Below are 16,139 nucleotides of genomic sequence, written 5' to 3'. Positions count from 1 at the left end.
AAATGTCTGATAACTGCCAACTGACAACGGCTAACCACCTAACCATCTAACCATCTAGCCAACTAACCAACTAACTAATAAAAACACATAGTGTCCTTTTGACAATAAGGATTATTTTATACCTTTAAATTTTAATATATAAAATTATGATCATTATTGCTGACGGCGGCTCAACCAAAACTAATTGGTGTTTATTAAATGATGCTGGTCAAAAAATCTATTTTAACACAGAAGGTTATAACCCATATTTTGTTAGCACAGAATATATTACGGAGTCTCTTTTTAAGGATCTTCCTTCAGATTTAGATTTAGATCAAGTTACTGAAGTAAATTATTACGGTGCAGGTTGTTCTACGGATGACAAATTAAAAATCGTTTCTGATGCCATGGCAAATGTTTTTACTAAAGCCAGCATTTATATTGGTCATGATCTTCTAGCTGCTGCTCGTGCTTTACTAGGATTAGGTACTGGATTTGCAGCAATATTAGGAACTGGTACTAACACCGGACTTTATGACGGTAAAGAAATTTCATTGAACATTGATTCGGCGGCCTATATTTTAGGTGATGAGGGTAGTGGGTGCTATATCGGTAAAAAATTATTAACTGATTATCTTCGTGGATACATGCCTGAGGTTGTTAGAGAGCGTTTTTGGGAGACATATAAATTAACTCCTGAACAAATTACCGATCAGGTTTATACCAAACCATTAGCTAACCGTTTTTGTGCTAGCTTCAGTAAGTTTGTTTACGATAATAATGTTCATGCTGAATATTCAAGGAAAATTGTAAAGACCTCCTTTGTTGATTTCTTTGAAAATTTAGTTAGTCATTATCCAAATTTTAAAGATTATACTTTCAATTGTATAGGTTCTGTGGGATATAATTTCAGAAATGTACTTGAAGAAACTGCTATTGAATACGGAATGAAAGTTGGAAAAATTATTCGCTCTCCTATAGATGAGCTTGTTCGTTACCACGTGGAATTAGCACCGAGAACAGCAGGAAAATAATCCTCAAAATTTATAATCCAAGAATGACTGGCCCAGCATAGTCATTCTTGTTTCATGTTCTAAAAGCCACTTTTTTCGCCATAATCCGGCCGAAAATCCTACTAATTTTCCGCCACTGCCAATTACACGATGGCATGGTATAACTAATAAAAGTTTATTTTTCCCATTTGCCGCCGCTATTGCGCGAATAGCTAGTGGATTTGCCATTCTTTTAGCTAAAGTTGCATAGCTTATGGTATTTCCTGTGGGGATGTTTTGAAGCTCAAGCCATACTTTTTTCTGAAAATCACTTCCCGATTGATCCATTGGAAAATCGAACGATTTTCTTTTACCCTCAAAATACTCAATCAGCTGTTTTTTGGCTAAATCACTTATTTGATTCGGATTTTCTTCAACAATATCTTCTGTGAAATTGATTGAAAAAACTTCAATTTCGGTTGCTTTGATGATTATTTTCCCTATCGGACTCTCTAATGCAGATAAAAACATTGCTCCAAATTACATAGAAATCTTGGAATCTGACAGCTAAATACCTAAAACTGAAATTCAAAGTTTATATTTGTTGCGATGGATTTATTTAATCAAATAAAGTTCTTAATTCGGAAGGAAATCATGCTTGAATGGCGTTCAAAATATGCTTTGAACGGAATACTTTTATACGTGGTTTCTACCGTTTTTGTCTGCTACTTAGCTTTTCGCCAGGTTAGCAGCGCCCAAACTTGGAACGCGCTATTCTGGATAATCATGCTCTTTGCTTCTGTAAATGCCATTACCAAAAGTTTTATTCAGGAAAGTCGCGCTAGACAGCTTTATTACTATACCATCGCCAGTCCGAAGGCAATCATCATCTCCAAAATAATTTATAATATTTTCTTGATGATTTTACTTTCCTTAATCGCTCTCGGCTTTTATTCCTTAGTTTTTAATAATCCTATGGGCGACCCGATGTTTTACCTGCTTTCAGTCTTATTGGGAAGCATTAGTTTTGCCTCCATTTTTACGATGATTTCTGGAATTGCCTCGAAGGCGAGTAATGGTGGCGGACTCATGGCTATTTTAAGTTTCCCATTAGTTATTCCTTTGTTGGTTGTTTTAATCAAATTCTCAAAAAATGCTATGGATGGTTTAGATAGGTCGGTTTCTTATGATGAAATTGGCGTTATTTTGGCTATAAATGTGATTGTTATCACTACTTCTTTATTGTTATTTCCTTACCTTTGGCGCGATTAAAATACAATACTATGAATAAAAGTTGGTGGAAAATTTTGGCTGTACTTCTTGTACTATTCTCCATAATTGCTGGTTTTCTTTTTCATGTTCCCGCGAAGCCAATTTTAAATGAAACTATTCGCAATATTCATTTTCATGTGCCTATGTGGTTCTCTATGATTGTGATGTTAACAATTTCATTTGTTTATAGTGTACGTTACTTGCGAAATTCCAACGAAAATGATGATTTAATGGCTGTTGAGAGTGCCAATGTTGGCATTGTTTTTGGCGTATTGGGACTTGTTACAGGTGCTGTATGGGCCAAATTTACATGGGGCGAGGCTTGGAGTAATGATCCGAAACAAAATAGTGCTGCAATTGCACTACTCGTGTACTTAGCTTATTTAGTACTTCGTAATTCGCTTGAAGAAGAACAAAAACGAGGCAGAATCTCTTCTGTTTATAATATTTTTGCCTTCCCAATAATGGTGGTTTTACTATTTATTTTACCACGATTAACCGACTCGCTACATCCCGGAAACGGAGGAAATCCAGGCTTTAATACAAAGGATATGGCTCCAGAATTGAGACCCGTATTTTATCCCGCAGTTTTTGGTTGGATCTTAATGGGTGTTTGGATTACAAATATTCGATACCGTATTCGGAAAATTGAAAATAAAAAAATAGGAGAAAATTAATTTCTTTTAAATAAAAATGCAAACAAATTATTAAATTAAATTCTTGACTAATGAAAAGTATTATCCTCGCAATTTGTTTCATCCTATCATTATCAATGGTAGCTTTCGCTCAAAACTCGAACGGGGTTGATATGGCAACCGAACTAAGAGAATCAGGGAAAATCTATGTGGTAGTAATGGTTCTTGCAGTTATTTTCATAGGAATTGCCATTTATTTGTTCTCAATCGATAATCGATTAAAAAAAATTGAGAAGCAAAAATAGTCGAAAATCAAGCTTTAAAATCTTATAACTAAGATTTTTCAATTTTCGGTGAAGATGTACTTTATACACTAAGTAATTTTCATTTTAAGTATCGACTTTTTTCTTTCAACTTTGTACCAGAAAAACCAATTATTCAAACTTATAAATTAATTTTATGGCTAAGTCTATAGACGCAGCGCACTCAGATACATCGTTTTTCGGTGACGTTTGCCAGTTTTTTGATCATGCAGCACAATTCACTTCTCATCCTGAAGGATTGCTTGACCAAATCAGATCATGCAATAGTGTTTATCGTTTTCGTTTCCCAATTCGCAGAGGAAATGGTTTCGAGGTTATTGACGCATGGAGGGTAGAGCATTCACATCATAAATCGCCAACAAAAGGTGGTATTCGCTACAGCGAAATGGTGAATGAGGATGAAGTAATGGCACTTGCAGCATTAATGACCTATAAATGTGCCATTGTAAATGTTCCTTTTGGTGGTGCAAAGGGTGGGATAAAAATTAATCCTAAAGACTACACCACTGCCGAACTTGAGACTATTACTCGTAGGTACACTGTTGAATTAATAAAAAAGAATTTTATCGGTCCCGCAATTGACGTGCCAGCCCCAGATTATGGATCAGGTGAGCGTGAAATGAGCTGGATTGCCGATACCTATCAAACCATGAACCCTGGTCAGTTGGATGCCTTGGGTTGTGTTACTGGAAAGCCTTTGGCATTGCATGGTATTGCTGGAAGAAAAGAAGCAACTGGTCGCGGAGTAGCTATCTCCATTCGCGAGTGCGTTGATATTGCAGAAGACATGAAGAAAATGGGTCTTACCGCCGGAATGTCGGGTAAGCGCGTAATTGTTCAAGGTCTTGGTAATGTGGGATATCATACCATTAAGTATCTAATTGAATTTGGTGCTACGGTAGTCGGAATTTGTGAGTACGAAGGTGCAATCTATAATTCTTCAGGCCTAAATTTAGATGAGGTATTTACACATCGTAAAATGACAGGCTCAATATTAGGTTTTGCCGGTGCTCAAAAAGAATTTAAAAACTCTGCCGAAGGATTAGAGCAAGATTGTGATATCCTTGTGCCTGCAGCATTAGAGAATCAAATTACAATTAGTAATGTGGCTAATATCAAGGCTAAAATTATTGCTGAAGCGGCTAACGGACCAACAACTCCCGAAGCAGCTGAAGTTTTAATAAAGAGAGGTTGTATCATTATTCCTGATATGTACTGTAATGCTGGTGGAGTAACAGTTTCGTATTTTGAGTGGCTTAAAAATCTTTCGCACGTTGCTTTCGGAAGAATGGATAAGCGCTATGAAGAAAATGCTAACCTAAACTTGGTTAACATGGTCGAAAAAACTACTGGTGTTACTCTTGATGCCGTACAAAGAAGTCTGATTATTAAAGGTGCTACCGAACTTGAATTAGTAAATTCTGGCTTGGAAGATACCATGATTAGATCTTACCATGAAATTAGAGATATACAAATGGCTAATCCTAAAATTGATGGATTAAGAACTGCCGCTTTTGTAAGCTCAATTGATAAGGTTGCAATTTCATATATGAACATGGGAATTTGGCCATAATTGTTCAGTTTTATATTGGGAATGGAGCGGGATTTAAATATTTCGCTCCATTTTTATTTAGAATGATTCTAATATAGAAACATTCTTATTATATTTACTCCCTATGTTTACTAATTAGTATTTTTGCATTATTATTTGATTCATAATATAAACCTTTGCCATGAAGAAGAGTTCTATAGCAGGTATTTTAATAATCGCTTTAGCGATTGGTATAATTATTAGCACATATGCTGATTCTAGCACCTATGGCTCATTTAATGATGCCAAAGAATCCACTTCAGAATTACATGTTGTTGGTCAGCTAAATAAAGAAAAAGAGCTTTTTTATGATCCTAAGCAAGATGCTAATTACTTTTCATTCTACATGCGCGACAATGAGGGGCGGGAAAGTAAAGTGGTGTTTAATGGATCAAAGCCACAAGATTTTGAGCGATCTGAGCAAATTGTTTTAACCGGTAAAATGGTTGGTAATGAGTTTCATGCCTCAAAAATTTTAATGAAATGCCCATCTAAATATACAGCAGATGAGGTAGAAATTACTGAAGTTTCGGCTACCACCGCCAAAAATTAAATCTTAATGGATATACAATTTATTGGAGAAAACCTTCTTCCCGGAAAGATTGGTCAATTCTTCATCGTTTTATCGTTTTGCACAGCTTTGCTGTCAACTATTGCTTATTATTTTGCAACAAGTACAAATCTTTCAAAAGATTCGCTTGTTAGAGCAAGCTCTGAAGGCTGGAAGAAAATTGCAAGACTTGCATTTATCATCAATATTCTAGCTGTAATTGGTATAGGCTCTTCGCTTTATTATATCATTTACAATCATTTATTCGAATATCATTATGCCTGGGCACATTCATCTAAAATTTTGCCTGTTTATTACATTATTTCTTCTTTTTGGGAAGGGCAAGAAGGTAGTTTCTGGCTTTGGATGTTTTGGCAATCTTTTTTAGGTTTTATTATTTTTAAGAGAGCTAAATCTTGGGAAAACTCTGTCATGACTATCATGATGCTTTCTCAAGCATTTATAGCTTCGATGCTTGTTGGGGTAGAGGTTTTCGGACTTAAAATTGGTAGTTCTCCTTTTATTTTGTTGAGAGATGCAATGCCAGGACCGATTTTTCAGCGTGGCGATTATTTAAGTGTAATAACTGATGGTAATGGTCTTAACCCTTTACTTCAAAACTATTGGATGGTTATTCACCCGCCGACCTTGTTTTTAGGCTTTGCATCCATGATTATTCCTTTTGCGTATGCAATCGGTGGACTATGGGAAAGGAGATATTCTGAATGGGTTAAGCCTGCTTTACCTTGGACTTTATTCGCGGTAATGATTTTGGGTACGGGTATCATCATGGGTTCTTTCTGGGCTTATGAAGCATTAAACTTTGGTGGCTTCTGGGCTTGGGATCCTGTAGAAAATGCTTCCATTATACCTTGGCTGACCCTCATTGCTGCGGTTCACGTTTTGATAGCCTACAAAAATTCTGGACATTCGTATTTTACCGCTACTTTCCTAGTTCTAATTAGCTTTGTCCTAGTTTTATATGCTTCATTCTTAACTAGAAGCGGTATTTTAGGTGAAACTTCTGTACATTCATTTACAGATTTGGGGATGTTTTGGCACCTTGTTCTATATATTTTCGTCTTCTTTTTCTTATCTATTTTCTTTTTGGTTATACGCTGGAAAGAACTCCCAATTACTAAAAAAGATGAGGAGACCTATTCCCGCGAATTTTGGTTGTTTATCGGAGCTTTAGTCATTTCAATTGCTTGCTTGCAAATTCTGGCCTCCACTTCTGTTCCGGTGTTTAATGCAGTATTCGGGACTGAAATAGCACCTCCAGCAGATGTTATTGCTCATTATAATAAATGGCAGGTGCCTTTTGCAGTAGTTATTGCTATAATTTCGGCTTTTTCACAATATTTAAAGTATAAGAAAACAGATCCTAAGAAGTTTTATATCAGTATTTCTGTTTCTTTTGTTTTATCTATTTTTATAACTGCTGCTGCAGTTTACATTATGGATATCTATTCCAATGTGATGTATATCCTCTTAACTTTTGCGGCTATATTTTCAATTGTTGCTAATGCCAGAATTTTAGGTGATGCTTTTGCTGGTAAATGGCGCTTGGCTGGGTCGGCGGTAGCACATATCGGATTTGCTCTTTTATTAGTCGGAGCTCTTGTAGCGGCTGCAACAAATAAAGTGGTTTCCATCAATAATACAGGGATTGGCTTTGGTGATGAGTTCGCAAAAAACAATAATCCTCGCGAAAATATTATTCTTTACCAAGATGAACCTGTTAAAATGGATCGCTATACTGTAACTTATTTAGGTGATTCGGTTGAGGGTGTAAATACTTATTATAGAATCAATTATAAGGTTTTAGACGAAAAATCAGGTAAGGAAAAGGAGAATTTTACTCTTTATCCAAATGCTCAGGTTAATGCTAAAATGAGGCAGATTATTGCATCTCCAGACACCAAGCATTATTTGTTCCATGATATTTATACACACGTAAGTAGCGTTCCTCTAAAAGAGGAAGATCATGAGGAACATGAAGGTCACTCGGATGATGAGAATTATGAGAAGCCTATAACCTATGAAATAAATATCGGTGATACAGTTAGATTTAGAGAAGGATATATTTTGGTGAAAGGGATAAATCGTGAGGCAAAAGTTCAAAATATTCCTCTTGGCGAGAATGATATCGCCATAGGTTTGCAGTTGGAAGTCAATTCGGACGGTAAGACCTATCCTTCAGAGCCAATTTACATGTTGAAAGATGGTTCTAAATTTGATTTTGGTAAAAAAGTGGATGAAAAGGGCTTGAAATTCCGCTTCACTAATGTTTTTCCTGATAAAAATAAATTGGAATTAATGCTTTATCAGAAACCTAAAGCTGAAAAAGCATGGGTGGTATTAAAGGCCATTGAGTTTCCGTATATAAATTTACTCTGGGGTGGTACAATCATTATGGTGATTGGTTTCATTTTATCAATTTTCCGTAGGAACAAAGAATTTAAGCAAGCCTAATGAATATTGTATTGCTTGGTAGCGGCAATGTAGCTACGCAATTAGGTCGTGCCTTCAAATTAGCGGGACAAGATATTGTTCAGGTTTGGAGCCGTGACATTGAGCATGCACGCGAGCTTGCCGATAATTTAGCTGCAACAGCTATTTCAGATTTTGATTATTTGGATAGAAAAGCAGATCTATATATTATTTCAGTTAAAGATGAAGCTATAAATGAACTAGCTCGTGAATTAAAAGTTAGTAATAAGCTAATTGTTCATACCTCTGGGTCGACTGGGATTGATGTTTTAGAGGGTTCATCTTCAAAATATGGTGTTTTATATCCTTTACAAACATTTTCCAAAACAAAAGTGGTAGATTTTAGACAAATTCCATTTGCTATTGAAGGAAATACCCCGGAAGTAACATCTACAATTCATGCCATTGCCGATCGTCTCTCAGAAAGAGTGATTGAATTAAGTTCGGAACAAAGAAAATCATTGCATATTGCGGCTGTATTTGCTTGTAATTTCAGTAATCATCTTTATGCCTTAGGGCAAGAATTAATGAAAGAACAGAACTTAGATTTTGATCTTTTAAGGCCTTTAATTGCCGAAACAGCGGCTAAAGTTCAATCGAATGATCCTTTAAAAATGCAAACCGGTCCAGCCTCGCGTGGTGATCAGGAAACTGTAGATGCTCATCTCGACCTATTGAAAAACAATCCTGAAATCCAGGATATCTATAAAAAATTAAGTCAGAGCATAGTCAATTTGCAAGAGCGCTCGAAAGGCTGAATTTAAATTGCTATTTTTGCAACAATGAACATTTTTAAGTTAAAAATCAATTTTGAGGAAACTTCAAAGCCATCTTTGGAGTTACCCATCGCTGAAGGAGAGTCGGTTTTAGATGTTTGTCTCGATAATGGGATAGAATTACAGCATAATTGTGGCGGTGTTTGCGGTTGCAGTACCTGTCAGGTATATGTAAATTCAGGTATGGATTTTCTACAAGATATTTCAGATAAAGAAGAAGATTTTATAGATCGCGCAATAAATCCACGCATAAACTCTCGATTAGGGTGTCAATGTGTTGTGATAAACGGTGATATTGAAGTTACTCTTCCTGATCAGCATCAATTTTTAGGACATTAATAAATAAGAAATGGCAAACGATAAATTTGAATTACCAATTCATTGGAATGACCATGAAGATATTGCTATGGGACTTTATGAGAAGTTCGGCGATGATTTTGGCGAATCAAAAATTTATAGAATTAGGTTTACAGACCTACTCGACTGGGTTTTAAGTTTGCCAAACTTTGCAGGTACTCGCGAAGAAAGCAATGAAGGACATTTAGAGCAAATTCAGTCCGCCTGGGTTTACGAATGGCGTGATAATCAGTAATATATCTTAAGCAACAATTTATAATCCCCTAAATACCCTCGATATGTTTCTTGAAAAACTTAAACATATTAAAGCTATTATTCTGGATGTAGATGGTGTGCTTACTAATGGCATGTTAATTCTTACCGAATCTGGTGAGCAACTCCGTCAATTTAATATTAAAGATGGTTATGCCCTCCAGCTTGCAGTAAAGAGAGGCTTAAAACTAGCAGCACTTTCTGGTGCTCAATCTAAAGGTGTAGAGTACCGTTTAAAGGGTTTAGGTATTGAGGATGTTTTCCTCGGACTCGATTCGAAGATTGAGGTGTATAATAAGTATCTCCTTGAGAATGATTTATCTCCAGAACAGGTATTATTTGTAGGTGATGATATGCCTGATCTACAAGTGATGAAACTCGCCGGATTGGCTGTCTGCCCCGCCGATGCCATCGAAGAAATTAAAGCAATTTCACATTATATTTCTCCCAAAAATGGGGGAGAAGGCTGCGTTCGCGATATCATAGAAAAAGTGCTAAAAATTCAAAATCTTTGGTATGATCAGCTTCCCTCTGCTAATGATGGATCATCCATTATATAAAATTGCTTAATTCTTTTTTTTTGCGTATATTTCTTTCTCTTTTAAAATAATAGCAGATGAAAAAAATTATCCTTGTTTTGGGACTTTTTATTAGTGTTTCAACACTTGCCTTTGCCCAAGGAAGAATGCAAATGGGTACACCTGAAGAAAGAGCAACTCGACAGCTTGTTCAATTAGAGCCTTTAAAACTAAATGCAGACCAAAAGGTAAAATTAACGTCTATTTTTCTATGGTCTGCTCAACAAATTGACAGTGTTCGTACAACTTTAAATGGTGATTTTAGTGCAATGCGTACTAAAATGATGCCTATTCAGGATCAAACTACTAAAATGATCAATTTAGTTTTAAATGATGAACAGCGTAAAGCTTATGAGGCTATTTTGGAAGAGCGCAGAGCTCGAATGCGAAATAATCAATAAAAAAAATGACAATTGAAAAGCGGCTCCTTGTCGCTTTTCTTATTTTTGGTGAAAATTATTTGAAATGCTTAAGAACCTCCCACCCATAATTTTAGCTTCGAAATCACCACGTAGGCAAGAACTGCTCCAATTAATGGGCCTCGACTTTAAAGTGGTGCTTAGAGAGGTGGATGAGACTTATCCGGAGGGACTTACTCCTACAGAAATAGCTGTTTACATTGCCGAGAAAAAAGCAAAGGCATTTGATGAAGTGATTCATGAGGAAATTGTTATTACTGCAGATACGATAGTTTGTTTGGATGGTAAAATCTTAGGAAAGCCCGAAAATGAAGAACATGCCTGCGAAATTCTTTCAGACTTATCAGGGAATAGACATGAAGTGATTACAGCGGTATGCCTTTTGAAAAATCATCAGCTTACTAGCTTTTATGAGGTTTCTGAGGTCTTTTTTAAAACCATAAGCGAAGAACAGATAAGGCATTATATTTCTACTTATGCGCCAATGGATAAGGCTGGTGCCTACGGCATTCAGGAATGGATAGGCTTAGTGGCGGTAGAAAAAATTAATGGTTCTTATAGTAATATTGTAGGTTTACCAACACAGCGTTTGTACGAAGAACTCCAGAAATTAGTCGATTAATTTTTAATTATTTCGAATAAAATTCCCTCTTTCATCGAATAGGTGGAAAGTTTCAATTCTTGAAATGTGTGTAAACTTAAAACATAACGTGTTAATAAACAGGCTATAACAATCATATTTACTCTTATTTCTGGTATAGCAGGGTTTTTCGCTCGTTCTTCTTGCTTACTTTCAATAATAAATTGGGCAATTTTTTCAAATTCCTTTAAATTAATATTGAACTCTGGCCTTTCAAAACTCGCTTTAAAATTGGCATCAATTAATGAGGCATAGGTCTCAAATGCACCTGCTGAGCCTATTAATTGAATGGGATTGAATTTTTGTATCTCATTTTTCAAGTCCTCCAACACAGTATTTAAATAAGCCTGCAAGTCCTCCATGTCTGATTTTGAAATGGGGTCTGAATGGTGAAATTGATTCATCAATCGTGCCGCACCAATATCATAGCTCTTTTTCCAGAATATTTGTTCTTGATTGCAAATGATAAATTCAACACTTCCGCCGCCAATATCCATTATCAAACTATTATTACTCCCCAAGTTAATCGCTGCAGATACAGCTGAATAGATTAATTCGGCTTCGCGATTACCATCAATAAGTTCAATCTGGATTCCTGTATCGGAAAGCACTTGATCGATAAATTTTGCACCATTTGAAGCAGATCTTAAAGCCGATGTGGCCACAGCTTTAACTTTATTTGTTTGATGGAGTTTAATTTGCCTTCTAAACTGTTTTAGAGCCTCTAGGCCGCGTTCAAGTGCCGAAGACTTAATATTGCCATCCTTCATTCCTCCTTCACCTAGGCTCGCGGGAATGGTCTCCTGGTGAATTACTGACGGAATTTTCCCATTAATTTCGACAATCAATAAATGAAAGGTATTGGTGCCTAAATCAATAATGGCTATTCTATTGTTCATTTTTTAGCATAAAAATTAAGCTATTCGCTGTACATAAACCATTTGCCTAATTCCTTAAAGCTAACTTTTTTTCCATACATCAATATCCCAACTCGGTAAATTCGTGAGGCAACCCAAGTGGTGAATAAAAATCCGCCAATCAAAAGTACAATTGATAAAGCTAGCTCCCAGCCAGGGACCCCAAAGGGAAGTCGAACCATCATGGCAATTGGAGATGTAAATGGAATAATACTCAGCCAAAAGGAAAGGCTGCTATCGGGATTATTCACAATAAAGCTAAATGACATGATATAGGTAAATAAAAGTGGTAAGGTGATGGGGAGCATAAATTGCTGTGTTTCGGTATCTGTTTCAACTGCAGAACCTACCGCAGCAAAAAGAGCTGAGTAAAGCATGTATCCGCCAAGGAAAAATACAATGAATGCAGGTAAAATATAGTTCCATTCAATGGTTTGTAGGGCTTTTAAAATATCTGTTCCGGGACCTTTGGGAGTTACAGGTGCCGATTGATCAGCCATTGGCATTTCTGATTTCACTTGTTCTACCTGATCTTTAAATAAAACAGTGCTAGCTAAGGTCATCAATCCTACAGAAAGCACAATCCACAATAAAAATTGGGTTAATCCCACCAAACCTATTCCAATTATCTTTCCCATCATTAATTGAAAAGGCTTTACTGATGAGATAACAACCTCCACAATGCGACTTGTTTTTTCTTCAATAATACCCCGCATAACCTGAATGCCATAAATAAAAAGCGACATGTAAATTAATATTGCTGCAGCGAAGCCAACAGCCATGGCAGCACCTGAACTACTGTCTTTTTCACCTTCTAGTGTTAATTCTTTTGAAACGACAGTTAAATTTGGCTTAATCTTGTCGAGGGTTTCTGAATCGATTCCTGCATCTTGCAAAAGCGTAACGCGCATTTGCTCGTTTAATTGATTTTCGATGGTGCTTATAACCGATAAACCGGCGTTTTTCTGAGCAAATAACTCAATATTTCCACCACTTTTTATATCTTTTGGAATGTAGAGGATAAATGCTTCTTCCTCATTGATAACCTTCTTTTTTGCTTCAGAAAGTGTCAATGTGGAGGACTCGAAATTCACAGATCGCTTATTTTCGAAGCTTTTATTGAAAATGCCGCTTTCGTCAATAACTTCTACCGTTGGGATATTATCGCCACCACGCATCGATAAGAAAAAAATCAATGCATACATAGCAATAATTAATAATGGAACGAGGAAAGTCATGATCAAAAATGCTTTCTTCTTTACTCTACTCAAGTATTCTCTTTGGATGATTAGTAGCGTTTTGTTCATGTTGAATTAGCTTTTTACGTTTTGGATAAAGATGTCGTTCATGCTTGGGATGATTTCCATGAGCTCAGAAATTTGTACTTGCGGCATTAAATAATGAAGTAAATCATTTACTGAATGTCCCGACTTAATCTGAATGGTTAAATGGGTAATTCCATCATCCACTTTCTCACTATTGATATTGAAAAACTGATTTTCTTGACGCTCTAATTTCCCACTAAAACTAATCCGATAAGTATTATTTCTATATTGATTTTTAATATCCTTTACTTTTCCATCCAATATTTTTTTCGATTGGTGGATAAGTGCAATGCTATCACATAATTGTTCTACTGATTCCATACGATGGGTAGAAAAAATAATAGTCGCTCCTCTTTTATTTAAGTCAAGTATCTCATCTGTAATGAGTTGTGCATTTACAGGGTCAAATCCTGAAAAGGGTTCATCTAAGATGATGAGTTTAGGGTCATGCACTACGGTAGCAATAAATTGTACTTTTTGTTGCATGCCTTTGCTTAAATCTTCTACCTTTTTATGCCACCAACTTTCAATTTCCATTTTCTCAAACCAGTACTTAATTTTTAATGTAGCAGCCGATTTTGAAAGACCCTTTAACTGTGCCAAATACAACATTTGCTCGCCAATTTCCATTTTTTTGTATAAACCGCGCTCTTCAGGTAGATAACCAATCATGGAAATATGCTTTGGATTTAATTTTTCACCATTCAAAAATATCTCACCTTGATCTGGTGCCGTTATCTGATTGATGATGCGGATTAACGAGGTTTTACCAGCACCATTCGGGCCAAGAAGTCCGAAAATAGAGCCATCCTCAATTTCAATCGATACATTGTCTAAAGCACGGTGATTGGCATATTGCTTGACGATATTTCTGATACTTAGCATTTTTATTCGTTTTTGGACTTTAGACCACTAGTATTTATTATTGTTACTAAAAAATACTAATTAAATGGATTTAATTCCCCCTTTTAGCGAAATTATGACTGTTTTTCAAGAAAAAAATTATGATTTTTTATGTTTCCCAATGAGGAAAGCATAGGGCTTTAGTGGCTTCACATGGTCGCAGATAATTTTTACAATTCCAAGCATTGGGATAGCCATAATCATACCTGGAACACCCCAAATAATTTCCATGAAAACCAGCACTAAAATGGTGAAAAGAGGATTAATATTTACCTCAGCACCAACAACTAAGGGTTCTAAGAAATAGGTTTGGACAAACTGTATGAACATATAGGTTAAGAATACTCCAAGCACCATACTATTGCTTCCTCCTTGTGATATCACCATCAATATGGTTAGTCCCGTGCCAGTCAAATTACCTATAAAAGGTACAATTTCTAGGATTCCGCAGAGTACCGCAAAAAAAATGGCACTTTCAACACCGATGATGCTGAATCCTATGCCATACATAATCCAGAGTATCACAACCATAATTCCTAATCCAGAGAGGTAATTTTGGGATACTTTACTGGCATCAGATATCAATCGCTCGGTTTCTTTAACCTCCTCCTTTGGGACGAGCATAAGAATAAATTGTTTTAAGTGGGAGCGTGATGTGAGCAATAGAAAGGTATAAACAATCACCAAAATGCTTTTTATCATGATGCCCATTAAATAGCTTAAAAAGGATCCAGCCAAAATAATGGCGTCATTTGTTCCATTATTTGTTTGTTTATCGATCCATATTTTTTGTATTTGTGTAGATATTCCAACTGTTTCTGCTAAAAATTTCTGGACTTCAATAATCATTTGTTGAATTCGTAGAAAAATTTCCCGCAAATTGTCGGAAATGCCGGCCGCTTGTAAAGAAACTAGATAAATTATTCCTCCAAAAAGACTAATCATCAAAATTATGCAAATAAGGCTAGCCCATATTCGGTTTAAACCCTTTTTTTCGAAATAATTTGATAGTGGTATGAGCAGCATACTGAGTAGTATACTTATCGCAATTGGAATTAAAAATTGACTAGCAAAGTATAGTCCGGAAATAATTAAAAATATAAAAACGATAAGTGATGTGCTTTTGACGAGTGATGGTGCGGAATTAAACATAGGTTAATTGTTGTTCATTTGCCTTAAATAAAACCCAAAAAATATGTTTAGTGATTTCATTCAAAATTTAGACATAAATATTGGATCGAATGAATTAAAAAGGTTCTTCACTGAAGTATTTGCCCGGTTGATTTTACTGCTGCATTTATTGGATAGGAATTCGATTATTTAACAGAAATTTATATCTTTAAATTAACGATTATACTATGAAATTGTTTTATTCAAAAAAACTTATCATTATAGCTTCACTGCTAATTATTGTAGCGGTGTTATATGTAGTGGCAAATCCTTCTCCTGAAATTGATTATAATACTCAGGTTAAACCTATTATTAATAAAAAGTGTATTTCATGTCATGGTGGAGTGAAGCAGGAAGCAGGGTTCAGCATGCTGTTTGAGGAAGAGGCTCTTGGTATTACAGAATCTGGAAAGCCAGCGATACTTCCTGGAAATCCGGATGAAAGTGAACTTATCAAAAGAATAACACATTCAGATCCTAATGAAAGAATGCCCTACAAGCATGAAGCTCTTTCAAAGGATGAAATAAATATTTTACGTCAATGGATTAAGGAAGGTGCAAAATGGGGTGAGCATTGGGCATATATTCCTGTTAAAAAGCAGGATGTTCCTGACTATGATGAAAAATGGATTAAGAATGATGTGGATCAATTTATTTATCAAAAACTCGAGGAAGAAAATTTAAAGCCTTCAGCAGTTGCTGATAAATCAACATTACTTCGTAGGCTTAGCCTTGATCTTATAGGAATGCCTGCTTCAGAACAAATTGCGACAAAATATCTCAAAGACAATTCCGAAAAGGCATATGAAAATCTTGTAAATGACCTTCTGGCATCTTCAAGCTATGGAGAAAGATGGACTAGCCTTTGGTTGGATCTTGCCCGCTTTGCAGATACAAGGGGCTATGAAGCAGATCGTGCACGAAATATCTGGAAGTACCGCGATTGGCTTATTAATTCTTTTAATGC

Annotated in this window: 19 protein-coding genes; 14 read left to right on the top strand and 5 right to left on the bottom strand. The window is 35.8% G+C overall.

Translation table 11 applies throughout. The features are described 5' to 3' along the window. Positions 1-146 precede the first annotated feature (146 nt). The gene (locus ACIQ0D_RS02685) at positions 147-1,013 is read left to right on the top strand and encodes an N-acetylglucosamine kinase (RefSeq protein ID WP_395802858.1); all 867 of its coding nucleotides are present in this window, start codon (positions 147-149) and stop codon (positions 1,011-1,013) included. Between the two features lie 3 nt (positions 1,014-1,016). Here the strand turns inward: ACIQ0D_RS02685 and ACIQ0D_RS02680 are convergent, their stop codons facing one another. Next, a complete protein-coding gene (locus tag ACIQ0D_RS02680) occupies positions 1,017-1,502 on the bottom strand; it encodes a methylated-DNA--[protein]-cysteine S-methyltransferase (protein WP_395802856.1) in 486 nt (161 codons plus the stop codon). A gap of 78 nt (positions 1,503-1,580) precedes the next feature. Here ACIQ0D_RS02680 and ACIQ0D_RS02675 point away from each other — a divergent pair, with 78 nt between their 5' ends. The 12 genes from ACIQ0D_RS02675 (at position 1,581) to ACIQ0D_RS02620 (ending at position 10,839) form a co-directional block, all read left to right on the top strand. Beyond that, positions 1,581-2,243, top strand: a complete 663-nt coding sequence (locus ACIQ0D_RS02675) for a heme exporter protein CcmB (protein ID WP_395802854.1) — start codon at positions 1,581-1,583, stop codon at positions 2,241-2,243. A gap of 11 nt (positions 2,244-2,254) precedes the next feature. After that, the gene (gene ccsA / locus ACIQ0D_RS02670; protein WP_395802852.1) at positions 2,255-2,920 is read left to right on the top strand and encodes a cytochrome c biogenesis protein CcsA; all 666 of its coding nucleotides are present in this window, start codon (positions 2,255-2,257) and stop codon (positions 2,918-2,920) included. Positions 2,921-2,970: 50 nt separating this feature from the next. Further along, a complete protein-coding gene (locus ACIQ0D_RS02665; protein ID WP_395802850.1) occupies positions 2,971-3,183 on the top strand; it encodes a CcmD family protein in 213 nt (70 codons plus the stop codon). 154 nt (positions 3,184-3,337) lie between these two features. Next, entirely contained in the window at positions 3,338-4,774 is a 1,437-nt protein-coding gene (locus ACIQ0D_RS02660) for a Glu/Leu/Phe/Val dehydrogenase (RefSeq protein ID WP_395802848.1), read from the top strand. Positions 4,775-4,934: 160 nt separating this feature from the next. Beyond that, the gene (locus ACIQ0D_RS02655; RefSeq protein WP_395802846.1) at positions 4,935-5,345 is read left to right on the top strand and encodes a cytochrome c maturation protein CcmE; all 411 of its coding nucleotides are present in this window, start codon (positions 4,935-4,937) and stop codon (positions 5,343-5,345) included. Positions 5,346-5,351: 6 nt separating this feature from the next. Further along, positions 5,352-7,817, top strand: coding sequence for a heme lyase CcmF/NrfE family subunit (locus ACIQ0D_RS02650; RefSeq protein ID WP_395802844.1), 2,466 nt, complete (start codon positions 5,352-5,354; stop codon positions 7,815-7,817). Next, positions 7,817-8,593 (top strand): Rossmann-like and DUF2520 domain-containing protein, encoded by a 777-nt coding sequence (locus tag ACIQ0D_RS02645; protein ID WP_395802842.1) that lies wholly within the window; start codon positions 7,817-7,819, stop codon positions 8,591-8,593. The genes ACIQ0D_RS02650 and ACIQ0D_RS02645 overlap by 1 nt, the downstream gene beginning before the upstream one ends. 24 nt (positions 8,594-8,617) lie before the next feature. Next, a complete protein-coding gene (locus tag ACIQ0D_RS02640; RefSeq protein WP_395802840.1) occupies positions 8,618-8,950 on the top strand; it encodes a 2Fe-2S iron-sulfur cluster-binding protein in 333 nt (110 codons plus the stop codon). A gap of 10 nt (positions 8,951-8,960) precedes the next feature. After that, complete coding sequence (gene iscX / locus ACIQ0D_RS02635) at positions 8,961-9,203, top strand: Fe-S cluster assembly protein IscX (protein WP_395802838.1); 243 nt, start codon at positions 8,961-8,963, stop codon at positions 9,201-9,203. 43 nt (positions 9,204-9,246) lie between these two features. Then, positions 9,247-9,780 (top strand): KdsC family phosphatase, encoded by a 534-nt coding sequence (locus tag ACIQ0D_RS02630; protein WP_395802836.1) that lies wholly within the window; start codon positions 9,247-9,249, stop codon positions 9,778-9,780. Between the two features lie 56 nt (positions 9,781-9,836). Continuing rightward, entirely contained in the window at positions 9,837-10,199 is a 363-nt protein-coding gene (locus ACIQ0D_RS02625) for a hypothetical protein (RefSeq protein ID WP_395802834.1), read from the top strand. A gap of 64 nt (positions 10,200-10,263) precedes the next feature. Further along, positions 10,264-10,839: a Maf family protein gene (locus ACIQ0D_RS02620; protein ID WP_395802832.1), complete on the top strand. Its 576-nt coding sequence runs from the start codon at positions 10,264-10,266 to the stop codon at positions 10,837-10,839. Here ACIQ0D_RS02620 and ACIQ0D_RS02615 read toward each other — a convergent pair. The 4 genes from ACIQ0D_RS02615 to ACIQ0D_RS02600 form a co-directional block, all read right to left on the bottom strand. Further along, entirely contained in the window at positions 10,836-11,756 is a 921-nt protein-coding gene (locus tag ACIQ0D_RS02615; RefSeq protein ID WP_395802830.1) for an exopolyphosphatase, read from the bottom strand. The two genes, ACIQ0D_RS02620 and ACIQ0D_RS02615, sit on opposite strands and share 4 nt — an antisense overlap. A gap of 20 nt (positions 11,757-11,776) precedes the next feature. Continuing rightward, a complete protein-coding gene (locus tag ACIQ0D_RS02610) occupies positions 11,777-13,081 on the bottom strand; it encodes an ABC transporter permease (protein WP_395802828.1) in 1,305 nt (434 codons plus the stop codon). A gap of 6 nt (positions 13,082-13,087) precedes the next feature. Then, positions 13,088-13,984, bottom strand: coding sequence for an ABC transporter ATP-binding protein (locus ACIQ0D_RS02605; protein ID WP_395802826.1), 897 nt, complete (start codon positions 13,982-13,984; stop codon positions 13,088-13,090). Positions 13,985-14,101: 117 nt separating this feature from the next. Next, the gene (locus tag ACIQ0D_RS02600) at positions 14,102-15,154 is read right to left on the bottom strand and encodes an AI-2E family transporter (RefSeq protein ID WP_395802824.1); all 1,053 of its coding nucleotides are present in this window, start codon (positions 15,152-15,154) and stop codon (positions 14,102-14,104) included. 206 nt (positions 15,155-15,360) lie between these two features. On the opposite strand from ACIQ0D_RS02600, the gene ACIQ0D_RS02595 reads away from it, so the two are divergent. After that, the coding region (locus tag ACIQ0D_RS02595; protein ID WP_395802822.1) for a DUF1549 domain-containing protein at positions 15,361-16,139 on the top strand (779 nt) is incomplete at its 3' end.

It is taken from the genome of Daejeonella sp. (assembly GCF_044342615.1).
In the GTDB taxonomy this organism is placed as follows: Bacteria; Bacteroidota; Bacteroidia; order Sphingobacteriales; family Sphingobacteriaceae; genus Daejeonella.
The sequence above is the reverse complement of the archived record's forward strand: the minus strand, read 5'-3'. Positions and strand labels throughout refer to the sequence as shown.

Bases quoted from the DNA above. Each gene is read 5' to 3' on its own strand.
- ACIQ0D_RS02630 (WP_395802836.1), top strand. From the start codon at position 9,247: ATGTTTCTTGAAAAACTTAAACATATTAAAGCTATTATTCTGGATGTA.
- ACIQ0D_RS02640 (WP_395802840.1), top strand. From the start codon at position 8,618: ATGAACATTTTTAAGTTAAAAATCAATTTTGAGGAAACTTCAAAGCCA.
- ACIQ0D_RS02610 (WP_395802828.1), bottom strand. From the start codon at position 13,081: ATGAACAAAACGCTACTAATCATCCAAAGAGAATACTTGAGTAGAGTA.
- ACIQ0D_RS02655 (WP_395802846.1), top strand. From the start codon at position 4,935: ATGAAGAAGAGTTCTATAGCAGGTATTTTAATAATCGCTTTAGCGATT.
- ACIQ0D_RS02600 (WP_395802824.1), bottom strand. From the start codon at position 15,154: ATGTTTAATTCCGCACCATCACTCGTCAAAAGCACATCACTTATCGTT.
- ACIQ0D_RS02645 (WP_395802842.1), top strand. From the start codon at position 7,817: ATGAATATTGTATTGCTTGGTAGCGGCAATGTAGCTACGCAATTAGGT.
- ccsA (WP_395802852.1), top strand. From the start codon at position 2,255: ATGAATAAAAGTTGGTGGAAAATTTTGGCTGTACTTCTTGTACTATTC.
- iscX (WP_395802838.1), top strand. From the start codon at position 8,961: ATGGCAAACGATAAATTTGAATTACCAATTCATTGGAATGACCATGAA.
- ACIQ0D_RS02685 (WP_395802858.1), top strand. From the start codon at position 147: ATGATCATTATTGCTGACGGCGGCTCAACCAAAACTAATTGGTGTTTA.
- ACIQ0D_RS02625 (WP_395802834.1), top strand. From the start codon at position 9,837: ATGAAAAAAATTATCCTTGTTTTGGGACTTTTTATTAGTGTTTCAACA.
- ACIQ0D_RS02615 (WP_395802830.1), bottom strand. From the start codon at position 11,756: ATGAACAATAGAATAGCCATTATTGATTTAGGCACCAATACCTTTCAT.
- ACIQ0D_RS02620 (WP_395802832.1), top strand. From the start codon at position 10,264: ATGCTTAAGAACCTCCCACCCATAATTTTAGCTTCGAAATCACCACGT.
- ACIQ0D_RS02605 (WP_395802826.1), bottom strand. From the start codon at position 13,984: ATGCTAAGTATCAGAAATATCGTCAAGCAATATGCCAATCACCGTGCT.
- ACIQ0D_RS02650 (WP_395802844.1), top strand. From the start codon at position 5,352: ATGGATATACAATTTATTGGAGAAAACCTTCTTCCCGGAAAGATTGGT.
- ACIQ0D_RS02680 (WP_395802856.1), bottom strand. From the start codon at position 1,502: ATGTTTTTATCTGCATTAGAGAGTCCGATAGGGAAAATAATCATCAAA.
- ACIQ0D_RS02675 (WP_395802854.1), top strand. From the start codon at position 1,581: ATGGATTTATTTAATCAAATAAAGTTCTTAATTCGGAAGGAAATCATG.
- ACIQ0D_RS02660 (WP_395802848.1), top strand. From the start codon at position 3,338: ATGGCTAAGTCTATAGACGCAGCGCACTCAGATACATCGTTTTTCGGT.
- ACIQ0D_RS02665 (WP_395802850.1), top strand. From the start codon at position 2,971: ATGAAAAGTATTATCCTCGCAATTTGTTTCATCCTATCATTATCAATG.